The sequence below is a fragment of the Microbacterium sp. LS_15 genome (assembly GCF_041954735.1).
In the GTDB taxonomy this organism is placed as follows: Bacteria; Actinomycetota; Actinomycetes; order Actinomycetales; family Microbacteriaceae; genus Microbacterium.
Genome location: NZ_JAVAYD010000001.1, coordinates 663,947 through 682,314, shown reverse-complemented (window position 1 = coordinate 682,314; position 18,368 = coordinate 663,947). Strand labels below are relative to the sequence as shown.

Sequence of the window (18,368 nt, the reverse complement as noted above, 5' to 3'; positions counted from 1 at the left end):
ACCGTGCAGAAGTATCGTCTTGTTCTAAATGATCGGCTGCGGTGTGATCGAGACATGAGAGCTCTGTTCAAAGGAGAACGCGGCGCCGGTCTGGAACTCGTCGAGAGGCCCGACCCCGTCGCCGCACCCGACGAGGTGATCATCCGCGTCCTCCGGACAGGGATCTGCGGCACCGACCTGCACATCCGCCGCTGGGACGACTGGGCGGCATCGGCGATCGACGCCCCGCTGATCCCCGGTCACGAGTTCTACGGGGAGGTCGTCGACGTCGGACCGCTCGTGCACGACATCGCGGTGGGCGATCGCGTCTCGGGCGAGGGGCACATCGTGTGCGGTACGTGTCGCAACTGCCGCGCGGGTCGACGGCAGATGTGCATCCGAACGATCGGCCTCGGTCTGCAGCGCGACGGAGCATTCGCCGAGTACCTCGCCCTGCCTGCGACGAACGTGTGGGTGCACCACGCCGAGGTGAGCCCCGAGCTCGGCGCGATCTTCGATCCGCTCGGCAACGCCGTGCACACGGCTCTGACCTATCCGCTGGTGGGGGAGGACGTGCTGGTGACCGGATGCGGCCCGATCGGGCTCATGGCGATCGCGGTCGCCCGGCACGCGGGCGCACGGTTCGTCGCCGCCACCGACGTCAGCGCGCCACGACTCGAGATGGCCACCCTCATGGGGGCGAACGAGGTGGTCGACGTCTCGCAGCGCGACATCCGCGACGCCCAGCACGCACTCGGCATGCGCGAGGGCTTCGACATCGGCTTCGAGATGAGCGGGGCTCCCTCCGCGCTCCCGGCCATGATCGACAACATGAACCACGGCGGCCGCATCGCCATGCTGGGCCTTCCCAGCGACGGGTTCGGCATCGACTGGGGCAAGCTCGTCACCCATATGCTCACGATCAAGGGCATCTACGGTCGCGAGATGTTCGAGACGTGGAACGCCATGGGCGCGATGCTGCAGACGAGCGCCACGCTGCGCGAATCGATCGGCCGCGTCATCGCCGATGTGCTGCCTGCGCGGGAGTGGGAACGCGGATTCGCGGCGGCGGAGTCCGCCGGCACGGGCAAGATCATCCTCGACTGGACGGAGCTGTGATGTACGGGACCTTCGGGAAGCATGTGGCGACGGAGCTCGCAGGGATCGAGGAGGCCGGCCTCACCAAGCGCGAGCGCGGCATCCGCGGTCCGCAGCGGGCCGAGATCACCGCGGACGGTGAAAACGTGCTGAACTTCTGCGCCAACAACTACCTCGGCCTCGCCGACGACCAGCGGATCCTGGATGCTGCGAAGTCGGCGCTCGACGAGTGGGGATACGGCCTCGCCAGCGTGCGCTTCATCTGCGGGACCCAGGAGCAGCACCTCGAGCTCGAGCGTCGGCTGGCGGGCTTCCTCGGCACGGACGACGCGATCCTGTACTCGTCCTGCTTCGACGCCAACGGCGGGGTCTTCGAGACCCTGTTCTCCGCCGAGGACGCGATCATCTCGGACGAGTTGAATCACGCGTCGATCATCGACGGCATCCGGCTGTCGAAGGCGCGCCGTCTGCGCTATCGCAACCGCGACATGGCCGACCTCGAGGAACAGCTGCGGGCGGCATCCGATGCGCGCTTCCGTGTCATCGTCACGGACGGCGTGTTCTCGATGGACGGATACATCGCACCGCTCGCCGAGATCTGCGACCTCGCGGAACGGTACGACGCACTCGTCTTCGTCGATGACTCGCACGCCGTCGGCTTCGTGGGGGAGAACGGGCGGGGCACCCCGGAGCTGTGCGGGGTCGCGGACCGCGTCGACATCTACACCGGCACGTTCGGCAAGGCTCTCGGCGGAGCGTCGGGCGGCTACGTCGCCTCGCACGCCGACATCGTGGCGCTGCTGCGGCAGCGCTCGCGCCCGTACCTCTTCTCGAACACGCTCGCGCCGTCGATCGTGGCCGGCACGCTCACGGCGCTCGACCTCGTGGAAGGCTCGGCGGACCTCCGGGCCCGGCTGCGGGAGAACGCGGCGCTCTTCCGCGAGCGGATGACGGAGGAGGGTTTCGATCTCCTCCCCGGAGAGCACCCGATCGTGCCGGTGATGTTCGGCGACGCCGCGCTCACCGCGCGCATCGCCGCCGAGATGCAGCGACAGGGGGTGTACGTGACGGCGTTCAGTTTCCCGGTGGTGCCACGGGGCCGCGCGCGGATTCGCGTACAGCTCTCGGCTGCGCACACCGCGGCGCAGGTCGAGCGGTGCGTCTCGGCGTTCGTCGCAGCCCGCGCCGCCGTGAGCTAGGGCGAACGACGGACTATTGCAAAGGAATCCTTGCAAAGAAGTCTTTGCAAGGGTATCTTTGCATGCATGACGAATCAGCGAGAGTCCCGCAGCCTCGATGCCGGTGCACTCAAGGCACTCGCGCATCCACTGCGAGTGCGCATCTTCGACCTGCTGAGCGAGCGCGGTCCGCAGACCGCCAGCACGCTCGCCGCCCTGGTCGGCGAGACCTCGGGCTCCATGAGCTATCACCTGCGAGCCCTCGCTGCGCACGACCTGATCCGTGAAGTCGAGGGGCGGGGGACCGCGCGGGAACGATGGTGGGAACGCCCGAAGGGCCGGATCGACCTCCCCGGACCCGACGACACCATGACCCCGTCGAACCGCGCCTCGGCCCAGATCGTCACCGCGGAGTTCTTCCGACTGCGCCACGAGACGCTCCTGGCCTATCTCAACCGCTCCGAAGCCGACATCCCCGAGGAGTGGCGCGACGCCGGCATCATCATGACGACCTACCTCGACCTCACGGCCGAACAGATGAGCGAGCTCAAAGCCGAGCTGACAGCGGTCGTCGACCGGGTCGTCGATCGCTACCAGGGCCAGACCGGGCCGGACGTTCGCCGGGTGACGCTCCGCACAGAGCTCTTCGACCTGCCCGCCGACGCGCGAACGGAGGAATCATGACCAGCGCGACCCTGCACCTCGCGGCACCGACTGTCGTCGAACGCCGCATCCTCACCCTCGCCCGGCACCTCGAGGCGTTCGTCGAACACCGCATCGCGGCGCGTGCCGAGCGCCGGGAGATCGCACTCGACCTCCTGCGCGAGCAGCAGGCGCGCCGCCAGGACCCCCGGGCCGTCGAGCACCTGCTCGCGCAGATGGGCGTGCCCGAGAGGTGAAGCGAGCGGTGAGGCGCGTTTCGTCTCGCTTCGCTTCGCTCGCTCGACAACCCCTGGGGGTGAGGCGTTCCGGGCTCGAATCAGTCCTCGAACGGGCGGGCGACGACCTCGCCGGATGCCGTCTGCACGACCTCCCAGCCGGCATCGAGCTCGGCGATCGCCCGGCCCTCGAGCCACGTGAGCGTCCAGTGACCGGTGAGTCCCTTGGACTCCACCTCGGCGATCGCGGGGCGGAGCGCGGACGGCACGGACGCCGGCGGCTCCGCCCCGGTCGACCAGCGGGTGCCCAGCTGCATCATGCCTCCTCGGCCGGCGCGAGCTCGATCGTGACGGCGAACTCCGCCGCTTCGGTGAACTCGAGTTCGGCGATGCGTCCGACCGCGCGCAGATCGTCGGCGGCAGCGCGCAGCGCGTCCAGCTTCGCGGCGGGCGCCGCGATCTCGGCCCGCGAGACGGGGGTCTTCTGCGAGGCCTTCGCCTCGGTCTTGGCCCGGCGGATGCCGATCAGGGCCTCGCTGGCCGCGGAGAGCACCGCGATGTCGCCGTCGATGCGCAGCGGCTCCGGCCACGCGGCCGTGTGCACGGATCCCTCCTCGAACCACGACCACACCTCTTCGGTCGCGAAGGAGATGACCGGCGCCAGCAGGCGCAGCAGTGTCGACAGGGCGAGGCGCAGCGCGAGCGCGGCCGAAGCCTGTCCCACATCGGCCTGGTTGTAGGCGCGCTCCTTGACGAGCTCGAGGTAGTCGTCGCAGAAGGTCCAGAAGAAGGCCTCGGTGACCTCGAGGGCCTTGGCCTGGTCGTAGTTCTCGAACGCCTTCGTCGCCTCGACCACGACGGCGTCGAGCGCCGTCAGCATCGACGCGTCCAGGGCGTGCGTCACCTGCGCCCCCTCCGGCACCGGGAACGACAGGACGAACTTCGCGGCGTTGAGCACCTTGATCGCCAGACGGCGTCCGATCTTCACCTGCGTCGGGTTCTGCGGGTCGAACGCCGCGTCCATGCCGAGGCGGCTCGACGCGGCCCAGTAGCGCACGGCATCCGAACCGTGGGCATCGAGGATGTCGGCCGGGGTCACCACGTTGCCCTTGGACTTCGACATCTTCTTGCGGTCGGGGTCGACGATGAAGCCCGAGATCGCCGCGTTGCGCCACGGCGAGCGCCCGTCTTCGAGGGTCGAGCGCAGCATGGTCGAGAACAGCCAGGTGCGGATGATGTCCTGCCCCTGCGGGCGCAGGTCGAACGGCGAGGTGAGCTGCCACAGCTCCTCGTCGCGCTGCCATCCTCCGGCGAGCTGGGGCGTCAGGGACGACGTCGCCCACGTGTCGAGGATGTCGGCCTCGGCGTCGAATCCGCCCGGCACTCCGCGCTGGTCCTCCGAGTAGCCGGCGGGCACATCGGTGGTGGGGTCGATCGGCAGCGCGGCGTGATCGGGTGTGAGCACACGGTCGTAGTCGCGCTCGCCGTTCTCGTCGAGGCCGTACCAGAGCGGGATCGGCACACCGAAGAAGCGCTGGCGCGACACGAGCCAGTCGCCCGTGAGGCCGCCCACCCAGTTCTCGTAGCGCACACGCATGAAGTCGGGGTGCCACGACAGCTCCGTGCCGTGCGCGAGCAGCTCGTCGCGGAGTTCGCCGTCGCGGGCTCCGTTGCGGATGTACCACTGGCGCGTGGACACGATCTCGAGCGGGCGGTCGCCCTTCTCGAAGAACTTCACGGCGTGGTTGAAGGGCTTGCCGACGGCGGTCATGTCGCCCGTCTCCTGCAGCTTCTCGACGATCGCCTTGCGAGCGGAGAACACGGTCTTGCCGGCGAGCTCGGCGGCGTACCAGTCGGCGGCCTCCGCGTTCGCCACGATCGACGGGGCGGTCGGGAGGAAGCGTCCGTCGAGACCGATCGTCGTCATGTTGGGCAGGTCGCGACCGTCGGCGGTGCGCAGTTCGCGCCACCAGATGATGTCGGTCACGTCGCCGAAGGTGCAGACCATCGCGGCGCCGGTGCCCTTGTCTGGTTGGGCGAGGTGGTGGCCGTGGATCTCGATCTCTGCACCGAAGAACGGCGTCCGCACCTTCGTGCCGATCAGGTGCTTGTGCGGACCCTCCGGGTGCGTCACGATCGCGATGCACGCGGGGAGCAGCTCCGGACGGGTGGTCTCGATCGTGATCGAGCCCGAGCCGTCGGCGAAGGGGAAATCGATCGTGTGGTAGGCGGCCTGCTGGTCGCGGTCCTCGAGCTCCGCCTGCGCGATCGCCGAGCGGAAGTCGATGTCCCACAGCGTGGGCGCGAGGGACTGATAGGCCTCGCCGCGCTCCAGGTTGCGGAGGAACGCGAGCTGGCTCTGACGGATCGTGTCGTCGGAGATGGTGCGGTACGTCTGGGTCCAGTCGACGCTGAGACCGAGCTGACGGAACAGCGCCTCGAACTGCTTCTCGTCCTCGACGGTCAGGCGCTCGCACAGCTCGATGAAGTTACGGCGGCTGATCGGCACCTGGTCGGCGGCGCGGCTCGACTTGTTGTCGCCTCCCTCGAACGGGGGAGTGAGGTCCGGGTCGTACGGGAGCGACGGGTCGCAGCGTACGCCGTAGTAGTTCTGCACGCGGCGCTCGGTGGGGAGGCCGTTGTCGTCCCAGCCCATCGGGTAGAACACCGTCTTGCCGCGCATGCGCTCGTAGCGGGCCTTCACGTCGGTGTGGGTGTACGAGAACACGTGGCCGATGTGGAGGCTGCCCGACGCGGTCGGCGGCGGAGTGTCGATCGAGTAGACGCCGTCGCGGCCCGCCTGCGCGGCGCGGATGCGGTCGAACAGGTACGTGCCCCGCTCGGACCACGCTTCGCCCCACTTCGCTTCGAGGCCTTCGAGTACGGGCTTGTCAGGGATCTGAGAGAGTGCGGACTCGGACATGGAGGTCTCCTCGAGCGATGTATGCGGCACTGTGTGAGCGTGCCTGAGTGTGGGTTGTGGCTCCAGTGTACCGATCGCCGTCGTGCGGGGCCCCTGCGTGCACATCGACCGAGTCCAAGAATCGGCAATACACTGGATTCATCCCGACCCGTTCTTCCGAGGAATAGTCATGCCCGCACACCCCGCACGTCGCGTTCTTCCCCTCGTCGCCCTCAGCGCCGTCGCCGCGCTGGCGCTGAGCGCCTGCTCCACCGGCGCATCCGACTCAGAAGGCGCGGAGCTCGTGTGGTCGATCGAGGGCGCCAACCTCGCCGCGGGGCACATGGATCCCCAGGTGAGCCAGCTCGACGTGTCGGGGATGGTGCAGCGCGCCGTGCTCGACTCCCTCGTCTTCCAGGAGGCGGACGGATCGTTCACGCCCTGGCTCGCCACGGAGTGGGAGGTGTCGGACGACAGCACCGAGTACACCTTCGTCCTCCGCGACAATGTGACGTTCACCGACGGCGAGCCCTTCGACGCCGCAGCGGTCAAGGCGAACTTCGACCGCATCGTCGACCCCGAGACGGAGTCTGCCCAGGCGGCGAGCATGCTCGGAGCGGACTTCTACGAAGGCACCGAGGTCATCGACGAGCACACCGTGAAAGTGTCGTTCACGCAGCCGTACGCCCCGTTCCTCCAGGCGGCGAGCACGCCGCAGCTCGGGTTCTACTCGCCGGCCGTGCTCGAGGAGTCCGCCGGCCAGCTCAAGGCGGGTGGCCCCGGCATCACGGTCGGCACCGGCCCCTACGAGCTGACCGAGTACACGCCCGACCAGGAGATCGTCTACACGCGCAACGACGACTACGCCTGGGGACCGCACGGCGAGAAGGCCCCCGAAGTCGAGACGCTGCGCGTCGAGATCCAGCCGGAGGCCTCGGTGCGAACCGGCGTGGTGCAGAGCGGTGAGGCCGACATCGCGAGCAACATCCCGCCGAACCTCGCCGGTGACCTCGGCGACGGGATCACGGTCGACTCCGTCGAGTACCCCGGGCTGCCTTACTCGCTGTACCTCAACGAGAAGTACGGTGTCTTCGCCGACGAGAAGGTGCGGCAGGCGTTCGCCCGGGGCATCGACGTCGACGCCGCGGTCGAGGAGATCTTCTTCGGTCAGTTCCCGCGGGCGTGGAGCATCCTCGGCCCGACCACTCCCGGCTACGACGCGGCGCTCGAGGACAGCTGGCCCTATGATCCCGAGGCGGCGAATGCGCTGCTCGACGAGGCCGGATGGACGGAGCGCGACGCCGACGGCATCCGCATGAAGGACGGTCAGCCGCTCTCGGTGCGCTGGATCGCGTACACGCCCGTTCCCGACGACCGTGCGGCTCTCGCCAACGCGATCCAGTCCGACCTGAAGGCGATCGGCATCGACGTCGTGCGCGAGGTCCTGGAGCCCGGCGCGTACAACGAGCAGTACGGACCCAAGACCTTCGACCTGACCGACTGGGGCTTCTCGGGCGTCGACCCCGACCTGCTGCGCAACCACCTGCACACCGACGGGTTCCAGAACGCCTCGCAGGTCTCCGACCCCGAGGTCGACGGTCTGCTCGAGCAGGCCGTCGCCACGAGCGACCAGGGCCAGCGCGACGCGCTGTACGTGCAGCTGCAGGAGTGGAACGCCACCCACCAGGCGATCGTGCCGCTGTACGTGCCGTCGGCGATCACGGCCGTCGGCGAGCGCGTCAGCGGTCTGCAGTACGACCTGTACGGGCGGCCGCTGTTCTACGATGTGAGCGTCGATTGACCGGGATCGGTCGCTGAGCGATCGGAGCGGGACGAACGTGAAGGCTGCGCTGTTCCGGATCGCGGGACTCGCGGCATCCGTCGTGGTGGTTCTCTGGGGAGCGGCCACTCTCGCCTTCCTCGCGTTCCGGGTGATCCCCGGGGATCCGGTGTCGGTCATGCTCGGACCGCAGGCCCAGGTGAGCGAGGCCGTGAAGGAAGGCATCCGGGCGGAACTCGGACTCGACCGTCCGCCGCTCGAGCAGTACCTCTCCTTCATCGGACAGCTCGCCCGGGGCGACCTCGGGGAGTCGTACCAGCTGCGGATGCCGGTGACCGAGGTGATCGGCCGGCAGCTCGGCGCCACGCTGCAGCTGTCAGCGCTGGCGCTGCTCATCGCGGTGGTGCTCGCGCTCGCCGTCACGCTGCTCGTGCGCGGCCGGGTGGGGCGTTCGGTCGCAGCCGGCGTCGAGCTCGTCGTCCTGTCGTCCCCCGTGTTCTGGATCGGCCTCGTGCTGCTGAGCGTGTTCGCCTTCGGGCTCGGATGGTTCCCCGTCTCCGGTGCGCGCAACCCCGCGACGATCGTGCTGCCGGCGGTCACGCTGGCTCTCCCGGTCGCGGCGCTGCTCAGCCAGGTCCTGCGCGACGGGCTCACCCAGGCGGAGCGGATGCCGTTCGCCGAGACCGTCCGCGCGCGGGGCGCTAGTGCCGGCTGGTTCACGCTGCGGCACGGACTTCGCCACGGAGCGGCAGGCGCGATCACGCTCGCCGCCTACCTCACGGGTTCCGTGCTCGGCGGTGCCGTTCTCGTCGAGACCGTGTTCGCGCGGTCGGGGCTGGGCCGCGTCAGTCTCGCGGCGATCAGCAACCGCGACCTTCCCGTGATCACCGGCATCATCCTGCTCAGCGCTGTCGTGTTCGTCGTCGTGAACCTCGTCGTCGAGCTGCTGCATCCGCTCATCGACCCGCGGCTCCGCACACACCGGGCGCGTGCAGCCGGGCGCCCCTCGACGGCGGTGCTCCGGTGAGGCGTGCTCAGGCCGTGCTGCTGTGGTGCGCGGTCGCCGTCCTCGCCGTGCTGGCGTTCGCCGCGCTGTTCCCCTGGCTCCTGTCGACGCACGACCCGCTGCAGACCGACGTGCGCGCGGCGCTGCAGCCGCCGAGCGCCGATCACCTCTTCGGCACGGACCAGAGCGGCCGCGACGTGTTCTCGCGCGTGATCCACGGGGCGGGCCGCTCCATCGGCATCGGACTGCTGGCGACCGCGATCGCCCTCGTCGCCGGACTCATCGTCGGCGCCCTGGCCGGGGTCGCGCCGCGCGCCGTGGACACCGGTCTGATGCGCGTGAACGACGTGCTCATGGCGTTCCCGGAGTTCCTCGTCGCACTCGTCGTCATCGCCGTGCTCGGCCCCGGTGCGGTCAACATCGCCGTCGCGGTGACCCTCGCCGCCGTGCCGGTGTACGTCCGTCTCGCCCGCGTCCAGACCCGCGTCCTGCGCGGGATGGAGCACGTCGAGGCCGCTCGCATCCTGGGGGTCGCCCCGGTCACGGCGTTCGTGCGTCATGTCGCGCCCGGCGTGCTGGGCTCGCTGAGCGTGCTCGCGACCATCGGCATCGGATCCAGCATCCTCGCCGCGGCCGGGCTCAGCTTCCTCGGGCTCGGCCCGTCCGAACCGACTCCCGAATGGGGCCTGATGCTCGCCGGTGGTCGCAACGTGCTCGGGCAGGCGTGGTGGATCGCGGTGTTCCCGGGGATCGCCATCACCGTGACGGTGGTCGCCGCGACGATCGTCGGGCGCACCCTCCGCGCGCGGGCCGAAGGGCGGACGACGTGACCGCCGCGCTGGAGGTGACGGGGCTCCGCATCGATTTCGGAGCGCAGCCCGTCGTCGACGGGGTCTTGCTGCGCGTCGAGCCGGGGGAGTGCGTCGCCGTCGTCGGCGAATCCGGGGCGGGCAAATCGCTCACCGCGCGCGCCCTGCTCGGTCTCGCCCCCGCGGACGCCCGAGTGCGCATGGACGCGCTGACGATCGACGGCACCGACGCCCGGGCACTGAGTGAACGTCGCTGGCGGGATCTGCGCGGCCGACGCATCGCCCTCGTGTCGCAGGACGCCCTGGTGTCACTCGACCCGCTGCAGCGGATCGGCGATGCCGTCGCGGAGCCGCTGCATCTGCACCGTCTGGTGAGCGGTCGGACCGCGGCACAGAACCGCGTGCGCGACCTCCTGCAGCGGGTGTGGATGCCGGACGCCGAGCGCCGCGCACGCCAGTACCCTCACGAGCTGTCCGGCGGGCTCAGGCAGCGCGCGCTGATCGCCTCCGCGCTCGCCGCCGACCCCGCGGTGCTCATCGCCGACGAACCCACCACGGCGCTCGACGCCACCGTGCAGGCGAGGATCCTCGGTCTCCTGCGCGACATCGCGGACGCCGGGACGGCCGTCGTGTTCATCAGCCACGACTTCGCCGCCGTGCGCCGGGTGGCCGACCGGGTGCTGGTCATGCGCGGAGGACGGGTCGTGGAGACCGGCCCGGTGACGGAGGTGCTGGAGAACCCGCAGCACGAGTACACGCGGCAGCTGATCGCCGCGACGATCCACGAACCGCGGGAGAGCGCCGCGGGCCCCGAGCGCTCCGTCCTCGTCGCGAACGGGGTCACGAAGTCCTTCGGCGGCGTGACCGCGGTCGACGATGCCTCGTTCACGGTGGCGGAGGGGCGCACGCTCGGCGTGGTCGGCGAGTCGGGATCGGGCAAGACGACCCTCGCCCGCATGATCGTCGGCGTCGAGCGCCCCGACGCGGGGACCCTGCAGTGGTCGGCGCCCCGACGGGTGCAGCTCGTGCACCAGAACCCCCTCGGCGCGTTCGACCCCCGGTGGACCATCGGCCGTTCGCTGCGGGAGGCGCTCGCCGCCGGCGGGGTTCCCCGCTCCGCGCGTGCCCGCCGCGTGGACGAGCTGCTGCGCGAGGTCGATCTCGACGCGAGCCTCGCGCGTCGCCGACCCCACGCCCTCTCCGGCGGGCAGCGTCAGCGCGCTGCCATCGCCCGAGCGCTCGCCGCCGACCCGCAGGTGCTCGTCCTCGACGAACCCGTCTCCGCGCTCGACCCGTCGGTGCGCGAGCGCGTCCTGCGCCTGCTGCTCCGACTGCAGCGCGAGCGCGACCTCACCATGATCCTCGTGTCGCACGACCTCGATGTGGTCGGCGCCGTCGCGGACGACGTGATCGTCATGCAACACGGAGCGATCGTCGAGCAGGGCGCGGCGAGGGCGGTGTTCGCTGCGCCGCAGCATGCGTTCACGAAGGAGCTGCTCGCGGCGGGCGGTCCGGTCAGTCGATGACGCGGATGCCGATGCTCGCCGCGAGGACCGGCGCGAGCTGCTGCACCTGGAACGACGACAGCGTCGTACCGCGCAGGCTGTCGGCGTCGAGGAAGGCGCCCGCGTCGAGCCCGCGCAGGTCGACGTGCGTGGCACGAAGGCCTCGAGGGTCGACCTCGTCGCTGCGCGTCTCGGAGAACCGGACGCGCGTGAGCTCGGCCTGGGGCATGTCGAGGGTGCGGATGCCGCACTCGGCGATCTCGACGTCGGTGCCCTTCGCCCCGCCGAGGTTCAGGTAGTCGATCCGCACGCCGCGCAGTTCGAGTTCGTCGATGCGCGCTCCGCTGAGGTCGAGGGTGCCGAGACGACCGCCGTCGATCCGGACGCGGCGCACGTTCGCATCCCGCATCCGCAGTGAGGCGATGCGGGCACCGACCACAACCACGTCGATGAGGGTCGCTCCCGTGAGGTCGACGCTGTCGGCGTCCGCGCTGATCGCGCACTGCTCGAGGGATGAGTGCGCGAGGTCGACGTCGCCGTCGAGATCGAGGGCGACCCCGAGGAGGTCGGCGCCCCGCGCGGGATCAGCCGCGTCGAGCCGCGGCGGGAGGTCGGGAGGGGAGACGCGAGGGGCCACGAGGGCGTCGGATGCGCGAGCCATGCGTCGAGCGTAGGCCGGGGTGCCGACCTTGTCGTGTCGCAGATGTGGATCCGCCCTCGGCGATCTCACCTTTGTTCGGCCGCATTCGGAGAGTCGGGCCGAGGGAAACGCATTCGGCCGCGCGAGCATCCGCGGGGACTCTTCCTGCACAGGTCCCAGACCGTTGCGGTCTCTCCCCGGATGCGGGAATCGAGTACGTCGGCGGTAGCTGCACGCCTCCAGACTGAGCTGATGCGAAGAAACGTCGGCACCGTGGTCGAGGCGCTGAGTCGTGGCGACGGCGTCCTCCGCACGCGCGCGTTGCAGGGTCGCGGATTCACTCCGCGCGATATCCGCTCCGCCGTCGAGACCGGTGCAGTCGTACGACCGCGGCGCGGGTGGTTGGCGCTGCCGTCGACCGAGCCGTTGTTGCTCTTCGCTGCCACCCACGGCGCGGTGCTCACGTGTCGTTCACAGGCGAAGCGCCTGGGTCTCTGGATTCACGACTCGAGCGGCCCTCCTCATGTCGCGGTCGGCGCGAACGCGGAGGGAGGGCGTCGTATACCGGCCAGAGTGCACTGGGGCAGCCCGCTGATTCCCCGGCATCCGGACGCGCTCGTCGATCCGATCGAGAACGTGCTCGCGCATATCGCCGAATGCGAGCCGTTCGAACAGGCTCTCGCGACATGGGAGTCGGCGCTCAACAAGTCCCTCGTGACGCTCGATGCGCTGAAGAACTACGCGTGGAAACCGGCCGCCCGCGAACTCCTCGCACACGCCTCGCCCTTCGCGGATGCCGGGCTCGAAACGTACCTGCGCCTTCGTCTGCGATGGCTCCGCGAGCGCATTCGCGTACAGATATGGATCGCTGGACACCGCGTCGACACGCTCATCGGCGACCGTCTCGTCGTCCAGATCGACGGGGCACACCACGTCGGTGCTCAGCGCAGCGAGGACATCCGGCACGACGCGGATCTTCGTCTCATGGGGTTCCACGTCATCCGCGTCTCCTACACCCAGGTGATGTTCGACTGGCCCACTGTGCAGGATCTCATCATGCGCGCGGTGGCGCAGGGGCTGCATCGGTCTCGGTGAACCGTCGCTCCGCTCGGCCATATGAGTCCGCCTCGGCCCGACCCGCGGTATCTGGCCGAGGCAGGAGTGAAAGGCCGAGCCGAGGGCAGCGCGGATGCCGGAGGCCCCGGGCCCCGCGTACAATGGAGGCACGAGCATCGATCCGGCCATCACCGGGGAGCTCTCGGAAGAACACTTCGACAGGCTCAGCGCAGGTCGGAGCAAGTAGAACCGAGCGGGGCAGGCCCGTCACAGCCGCAGTGAGAGTGGTCCCGCCGTGAGGCGCGGCACGCGAGGTGGTACCGCGGTCCATCCGGGGAGTGAATCCGGAGGGTCGTCCTCGCAGCAGCATCCGCCACGACTCCTGCGAGACGACATGACCTACCCGCGTTCCTCCTTCGGCCCCGCCGCCGACCAGGCTGCCTCCGTCGCCCCGAGCCCGCGCTTCCCCGAGATTGAGCAGGATGTGCTCGAGTTTTGGAAGCAGGACGACACGTTCCGCGCCTCGATCGAGCAGCGTGAAGGCGCGGACGAGTGGGTGTTCTACGACGGACCGCCGTTCGCCAACGGCCTCCCGCACTACGGCCACCTGCTGACGGGCTACGCCAAGGACCTGTTCCCGCGGTTCCAGACCATGCTGGGCAAGAAGGTCGACCGCGTCTTCGGCTGGGACACCCACGGACTGCCCGCCGAGCTCGAGGCGATGAAGCAGCTCGGCATCACCGAGAAGAGCGAGATCGAGGCCATGGGCATCGACGTCTTCAACGAGAAGGCGCGCTCCTCGGTGCTGAAGTACACGCACGAGTGGCAGGACTACGTCACGCGCCAGGCGCGCTGGGTCGACTTCGAGCGCGGCTACAAGACGCTCGACCTCGGCTACATGGAGAGCGTGCTCTGGGCGTTCAAGACCCTCTACGACAAGGGTCTCGCCTACGAGGGGTACCGCGTGCTGCCGTACTGCTGGCGCGACGAGACGCCCCTGTCGGCGCACGAGCTGCGCATGGACGACGACGTCTACCAGAACCGTCAGGACCCGTCGGTGACTGTCACGTTCCCGCTCACGGGCGCCAAGGCCGAGGCTCTGGGTCTGACCGCCGTGCGCGCCCTCGCCTGGACGACCACGCCCTGGACGCTCCCGACCAACCTCGCGCTCGCCGTGGGACCCGACATCGAGTACGTCGTGCTCCCCGCGGGTCCCGGTGGTGCCGCCGACGTGCACGCCGCCGCAGGGACCGAGGATGCCGCGGTCGAGGCCTCGGCCCACCGCTACCTGCTCGCCCGCGAGCTGCTCGCCGGCTACGCGAAGGACCTCGGCTACGAGAGCGCGGACGACGCGCTCGCCGCGGTCGACCAGACGGTGCGGGGAGCCGAGCTGCAGGACGTGACCTACGACCGCCTCTTCGACTACTACGCGGATGCCGAGACCTACGGCACCGAGAGCGCGTGGCGCATCCTCGTCGACGACTACGTCACGGTCAGCGACGGCACCGGCATCGTGCACCAGGCCCCTGCCTACGGTGAGGACGACCAGCGCGTCGCCGGTGCCGCCGGCATCCCGACGATCCTGTCGCTCGACGACGGCGGCCGGTTCCTGCCGAACGTCACCGATGTCGCGGGGCAGCTGTGGATGGACGCGAACACGCCGCTCATCCGCCTCCTGCGCGGCGAGGGCCGGCTGCTGCGCGAGCAGAGCTACGTGCACTCCTACCCGCACTGCTGGCGCTGCCGGAACCCCCTGATCTACAAGGCCGTGTCGAGCTGGTTCATCCGCGTCACCGACATCAAGGACGATCTGCTCGCGAACAACGAGCCGATCACCTGGGTGCCGGAGAACGTGAAGCACGGCCAGTTCGGCAAGTGGCTCGAGGGGGCGCGCGACTGGTCGATCAGCCGCAACCGATACTGGGGTTCGCCCATCCCGGTGTGGAAGAGCGACGACCCCGAGTACCCGCGCGTCGACACCTACGGCTCCCTCGAAGAGCTGGAGCGCGACTTCGGCACGCTGCCGCGCAACCCGGAGGGCGAGGTCGACCTGCACAGGCCGTACATCGACGATCTCACCCGGCCGAACCCCGACGACCCCACCGGGAAGAGCACGATGCGCCGCATCGAGGACGTCTTCGACGTGTGGTTCGACTCGGGCTCGATGCCGTACGCCCAGGTGCACTATCCGTTCGAGAACCAGGAGTGGTTCGACTCGCACGCACCGGCTGATTTCATCGTCGAGTACATCGGTCAGACCCGCGGCTGGTTCTACGTCATGCACGTGCTGTCGACCGCGCTGTTCGACCGCCCGGCGTTCACGGGCGTCAGCTGCCACGGCATCGTTCTCGGCAGCGACGGTTACAAGATGTCGAAGTCGCTGCGCAACTACCCGGACGTGTCGGAGGTGCTCGACCGCGACGGCTCGGACGCGATGCGCTGGTTCCTCATGTCGAGCTCGGTCCTGCGCGGCGGCAACCTCGCCGTGACGGAGGAGGGCATCCGCGCCGGAGTGCGCGAGTTCCTCCTGCCGCTGTGGAACTCCTGGTACTTCTTCGCCACCTACGCCAACGCGGCGAAGGACGGCGGGTACGAGGCGTCGTACCGCACCGACTCCACCGACGTGCTCGACCGGTACATCCTCGCCCGCCTGGGCGACCTCGTGCGCGATGTACGGGCCGACCTCGAGGGTCTCGACTCCACCACGGCGTCCGCCCGCCTGCGCGACTTCGCCGAGGTGCTCACCAACTGGTACATCCGTCGTTCGCGCGACCGGTTCTGGGAGGGGACGGCGACCGCGGCGTTCGACACGCTCTACACGGTTCTCGAGACGCTGTGCCGTGTGGCCGCACCGCTCGTGCCTCTCGTGAGCGAACGCGTCTGGCAGGGGCTCACCGGCGGTCGCAGCGTGCACCTGCAGGACTGGCCGGATGCCGACGCCTTCCCCGCCGCGGACGACATCCGCGATGCGATGGATGCCGTGCGCGAGCTGTCGAGCGTCGGCAACGCGCTGCGCAAGAAGGAGAAGCTGCGCGTCCGTCTGCCGCTCGCGCGCCTCACGGTCGTGTCGCCCCTGGCCGACACACTTGGTCAGTTCGAGGACATCCTGCGCGAGGAACTCAACGTCAAGTCGGTCGAGCTCGTGCCGCAGTCCGAGACGACGGCTGCGGACTACGGCATCAGCCACCGACTCAGCGTCAACGCCCGCGCGGCCGGTCCGCGTCTGGGCAAGAACGTGCAGACGGTGATCAAGGCCGCGAAGGCCGGCGACTGGTCGGAGGCCGATGGCGTCGTGACCGCGGGCGGCATCGCGCTGGAGCCGTCGGAGTACGAGCTCGTGCTGGAGACCTCTGGTCGCCCGGAGGGCGAGGCTCTCGCACTCGTACCGGGCGGCGGCTTCGTGCTGCTCGACACGCAGACCACCCCCGAGCTCGAGGCCGAGGGTCTCGCCCGCGATGCGATCCGTGTCGTGCAGGAGGCCAGGAAGAACGCGGGTCTCGACGTCAGCGACCGTATCGTGCTCGCCCTCAACGCGACGCCCGAGGACGCGGCGGCTCTCACCGCGCACGCCGACCTCATCTCGCGCGAGACGCTCGCGATCGCGTTCGCGGCGCAGGCGACCGACGGCCTGGACGCCGTGGTCGACGGGGTCGAGAGTCCGGGCGACGGCGTCTTCCGGTCGGGGGCGCGAGCTCTCGGCGCTGCGAAGGGTCCGATCATCGTCACGATCGACGCCACGTCCGCGGTGCGCGAGGGAGCAGACGCATGAGTGCTCGCGACAGGGCGGACGCCGTCTACGAGACCCTGCTGAGCCGGGCCGGCGAACGCTGGGTGCAGCCGCGCAAGGAGCGCACGGCTCGCGTGCTCGAGCTGCTCGACGACCCGCAGCGCACGTACCGCGTGGTGCACATCACCGGGACCAACGGCAAGACGTCGACGGCCCGCATGATCGAGAGCCTGCTGCGTGCCCACGGGCTGCGCACGGGGCTCTTCACGAGCCCGCACCTGGAGCGGTTCACCGAGCGGATCATGATCGACGGCGAGCCCATCGCCGACGAGGCGGTAGCTGATGCCTGGGACGAGATCGAGCCGTTCGTCGGCATCGTCGACGCCGAGCTCGACGCCGCGGGCGAGGAGCCGCTCACCTTCTTCGAGCTGCTCACGGTGCTCGCGTTCGTCGCGGTGGCCGACGCGCCTGTCGACGTGCTGGTGCTCGAGGTCGGCATGGGAGGGGAGTGGGACTCGACGAACACGGCCGACGGCGACGTGGCGGTCTTCGCGCCCATCGACATCGACCACGCCGACCGGCTCGGCGCCACGATCGCCGAGATCGCGCAGGTCAAGGCGGGCATCATCAAGGAGGGCGCAGCCGTGGTCTCGGCGCAGCAGTCCGAGGCGGCGACCGAGGTGCTGCGCCGGGTGGCGGGGGAGCGCAACGCCACGATCGCCTTCGAGGGCGATGACTTCGGCCTCGTGGAGCAGAAGCTGGCCGTGGGCGGTCAGCTCATCACGATCCGCGGCCTCGCCGGGAACCACGTCGAGGAGTATCTGCCCCAGTACGGCGCGCACCAGGGGCACAACGCGGCTCTCGCGCTGGCCGCCGTCGAGTCGCTGATCGGGGGAGCGCAGCAGCGGATCGCCGACGACATCGTCTCGGAGGGACTCCAGGGCGCCACCTCGCCCGGACGCCTCCAGCTGCTGGGCATCGCCCCTACGGTGATCGTCGACGCAGCTCACAACCCGCACGGTGCGGCCGCCCTCGCTCAGGCTATGGACGACAGCTTCGACTTCGACGAGTGGGGTGTCGTGCTCGGCATCCTGGCCGATAAGGACGCCGCGGGCATCGTGGCGCGTCTCGCCCCGGTCGCCGCGCACGTTTTCGCCACCGCGCCGGAGTCCGACCGGGCGAGCGACGCCGACAGCATCGCCGACCTCGTCGAGGCGACCGGCAACCGCGCGACCGTGCACCGGACGCTGGCGGATGCGGCAGACGCCGCTCGCGAGTGGGCCGCGTCGTCCGACCGGCGTGCCGTCGTGATCGCCGGATCCGTCGTGCTCGCCGGCGAGGCGATCGCCCTCGCCGAGGAGGAGGACTGGAAGTCGGGGTGGCGCGCGTGAGCGCGGACTCCGCCCCGGCGCGCAGGCAGCGTCCGCCGCGACCGCCTCGCACTCTCGTGCAGAAGCTCGCTCCGATCGTTCTCGGCTTCGAGTCGATCGTGGTGTTCCTCGCGGGGCTCACGATCTTCGGCCTCAAGACGCTGCCCCCCGGCATCCCGCAGTGGTGGGGGATCGTCGGTGGCGGGGTCGTCGGCCTCGCCTGCATCGCCCTCGCCGGCCTCATCACGAAGCCGTGGGCGATCACCGCAGGGTGGGTCATCCAGGCCGTGATCGCCCTGTCGGCGATCCTCGTGCCGGCGATCCTGCTCGTCGTGCTGATTTTCGGCGGCATGTGGGCGTATGCGACGATCATGGGGGCCCGCCTGGACGCACGACGCCCCGACGGATCCGCCACCGAGACTCAGACAGAGAGTGAATGA

General features: G+C 69.8%; 15 protein-coding genes. 12 read left to right on the top strand and 3 right to left on the bottom strand.

The window, feature by feature from the left end; all coding sequences use genetic code 11:
• The first annotated feature begins 54 nt into the window (after positions 1–54).
• The 4 genes from tdh (at position 55) to RAC69_RS03330 (ending at position 3,154) form a co-directional block, all read left to right on the top strand.
• A complete protein-coding gene (gene tdh / locus RAC69_RS03345; RefSeq protein WP_375085092.1) occupies positions 55–1,098 on the top strand; it encodes an L-threonine 3-dehydrogenase in 1,044 nt (347 codons plus the stop codon).
• Positions 1,098–2,276: a glycine C-acetyltransferase gene (locus tag RAC69_RS03340; protein WP_375085091.1), complete on the top strand. Its 1,179-nt coding sequence runs from the start codon at positions 1,098–1,100 to the stop codon at positions 2,274–2,276. Before tdh ends, RAC69_RS03340 begins: the two co-directional genes overlap by 1 nt.
• 66 nt (positions 2,277–2,342) lie before the next feature.
• Positions 2,343–2,939, top strand: coding sequence for a helix-turn-helix domain-containing protein (locus tag RAC69_RS03335; RefSeq protein WP_341934138.1), 597 nt, complete (start codon positions 2,343–2,345; stop codon positions 2,937–2,939).
• Positions 2,936–3,154 carry a hypothetical protein gene (locus RAC69_RS03330; RefSeq protein WP_375085090.1) on the top strand — a complete coding sequence of 73 codons (219 nt, stop codon included), beginning with the start codon at positions 2,936–2,938 and terminating at the stop codon, positions 3,152–3,154. Before RAC69_RS03335 ends, RAC69_RS03330 begins: the two co-directional genes overlap by 4 nt.
• A gap of 80 nt (positions 3,155–3,234) precedes the next feature.
• Here the strand turns inward: RAC69_RS03330 and RAC69_RS03325 are convergent, their stop codons facing one another.
• Positions 3,235–3,450, bottom strand: coding sequence for a hypothetical protein (locus RAC69_RS03325; RefSeq protein WP_375085089.1), 216 nt, complete (start codon positions 3,448–3,450; stop codon positions 3,235–3,237).
• Positions 3,450–6,056, bottom strand: coding sequence for a valine--tRNA ligase (valS, locus tag RAC69_RS03320; RefSeq protein WP_375085087.1), 2,607 nt, complete (start codon positions 6,054–6,056; stop codon positions 3,450–3,452). The genes RAC69_RS03325 and valS overlap by 1 nt, the downstream gene beginning before the upstream one ends.
• Before the next feature lie 169 nt (positions 6,057–6,225).
• On the opposite strand from valS, the gene RAC69_RS03315 reads away from it, so the two are divergent.
• The 4 genes from RAC69_RS03315 to RAC69_RS03300 are packed head-to-tail and all read left to right on the top strand — an operon-like array spanning position 6,226 to position 11,156.
• Positions 6,226–7,836 (top strand): ABC transporter substrate-binding protein, encoded by a 1,611-nt coding sequence (locus RAC69_RS03315; RefSeq protein WP_375085085.1) that lies wholly within the window; start codon positions 6,226–6,228, stop codon positions 7,834–7,836.
• A 37-nt stretch (positions 7,837–7,873) separates the two neighbouring features.
• Entirely contained in the window at positions 7,874–8,842 is a 969-nt protein-coding gene (locus RAC69_RS03310) for an ABC transporter permease (protein ID WP_375085081.1), read from the top strand.
• Positions 8,839–9,651, top strand: coding sequence for an ABC transporter permease (locus tag RAC69_RS03305; RefSeq protein WP_375085079.1), 813 nt, complete (start codon positions 8,839–8,841; stop codon positions 9,649–9,651). Before RAC69_RS03310 ends, RAC69_RS03305 begins: the two co-directional genes overlap by 4 nt.
• Positions 9,648–11,156: a dipeptide ABC transporter ATP-binding protein gene (locus tag RAC69_RS03300; protein ID WP_375085078.1), complete on the top strand. Its 1,509-nt coding sequence runs from the start codon at positions 9,648–9,650 to the stop codon at positions 11,154–11,156. Before RAC69_RS03305 ends, RAC69_RS03300 begins: the two co-directional genes overlap by 4 nt.
• On the opposite strand, the gene RAC69_RS03295 is transcribed toward RAC69_RS03300, so the two are convergent.
• A complete protein-coding gene (locus RAC69_RS03295; RefSeq protein WP_375085076.1) occupies positions 11,146–11,796 on the bottom strand; it encodes a pentapeptide repeat-containing protein in 651 nt (216 codons plus the stop codon). The genes RAC69_RS03300 and RAC69_RS03295 overlap by 11 nt on opposite strands.
• Before the next feature lie 231 nt (positions 11,797–12,027).
• On the opposite strand from RAC69_RS03295, the gene RAC69_RS03290 reads away from it, so the two are divergent.
• The 4 genes from RAC69_RS03290 (at position 12,028) to RAC69_RS03275 (ending at position 18,368) form a co-directional block, all read left to right on the top strand.
• Positions 12,028–12,870 (top strand): DUF559 domain-containing protein, encoded by an 843-nt coding sequence (locus RAC69_RS03290; protein WP_375085074.1) that lies wholly within the window; start codon positions 12,028–12,030, stop codon positions 12,868–12,870.
• Between the two features lie 355 nt (positions 12,871–13,225).
• A complete protein-coding gene (gene ileS / locus RAC69_RS03285; protein WP_375085073.1) occupies positions 13,226–16,600 on the top strand; it encodes an isoleucine--tRNA ligase in 3,375 nt (1,124 codons plus the stop codon).
• Positions 16,597–17,949 (top strand): bifunctional folylpolyglutamate synthase/dihydrofolate synthase, encoded by a 1,353-nt coding sequence (locus RAC69_RS03280; protein ID WP_375085071.1) that lies wholly within the window; start codon positions 16,597–16,599, stop codon positions 17,947–17,949. Before ileS ends, RAC69_RS03280 begins: the two co-directional genes overlap by 4 nt.
• On the top strand, positions 17,946–18,368 hold the full coding sequence (locus RAC69_RS03275) for a DUF4233 domain-containing protein (RefSeq protein ID WP_375085070.1): 423 nt from the start codon (positions 17,946–17,948) through the stop codon (positions 18,366–18,368). Before RAC69_RS03280 ends, RAC69_RS03275 begins: the two co-directional genes overlap by 4 nt.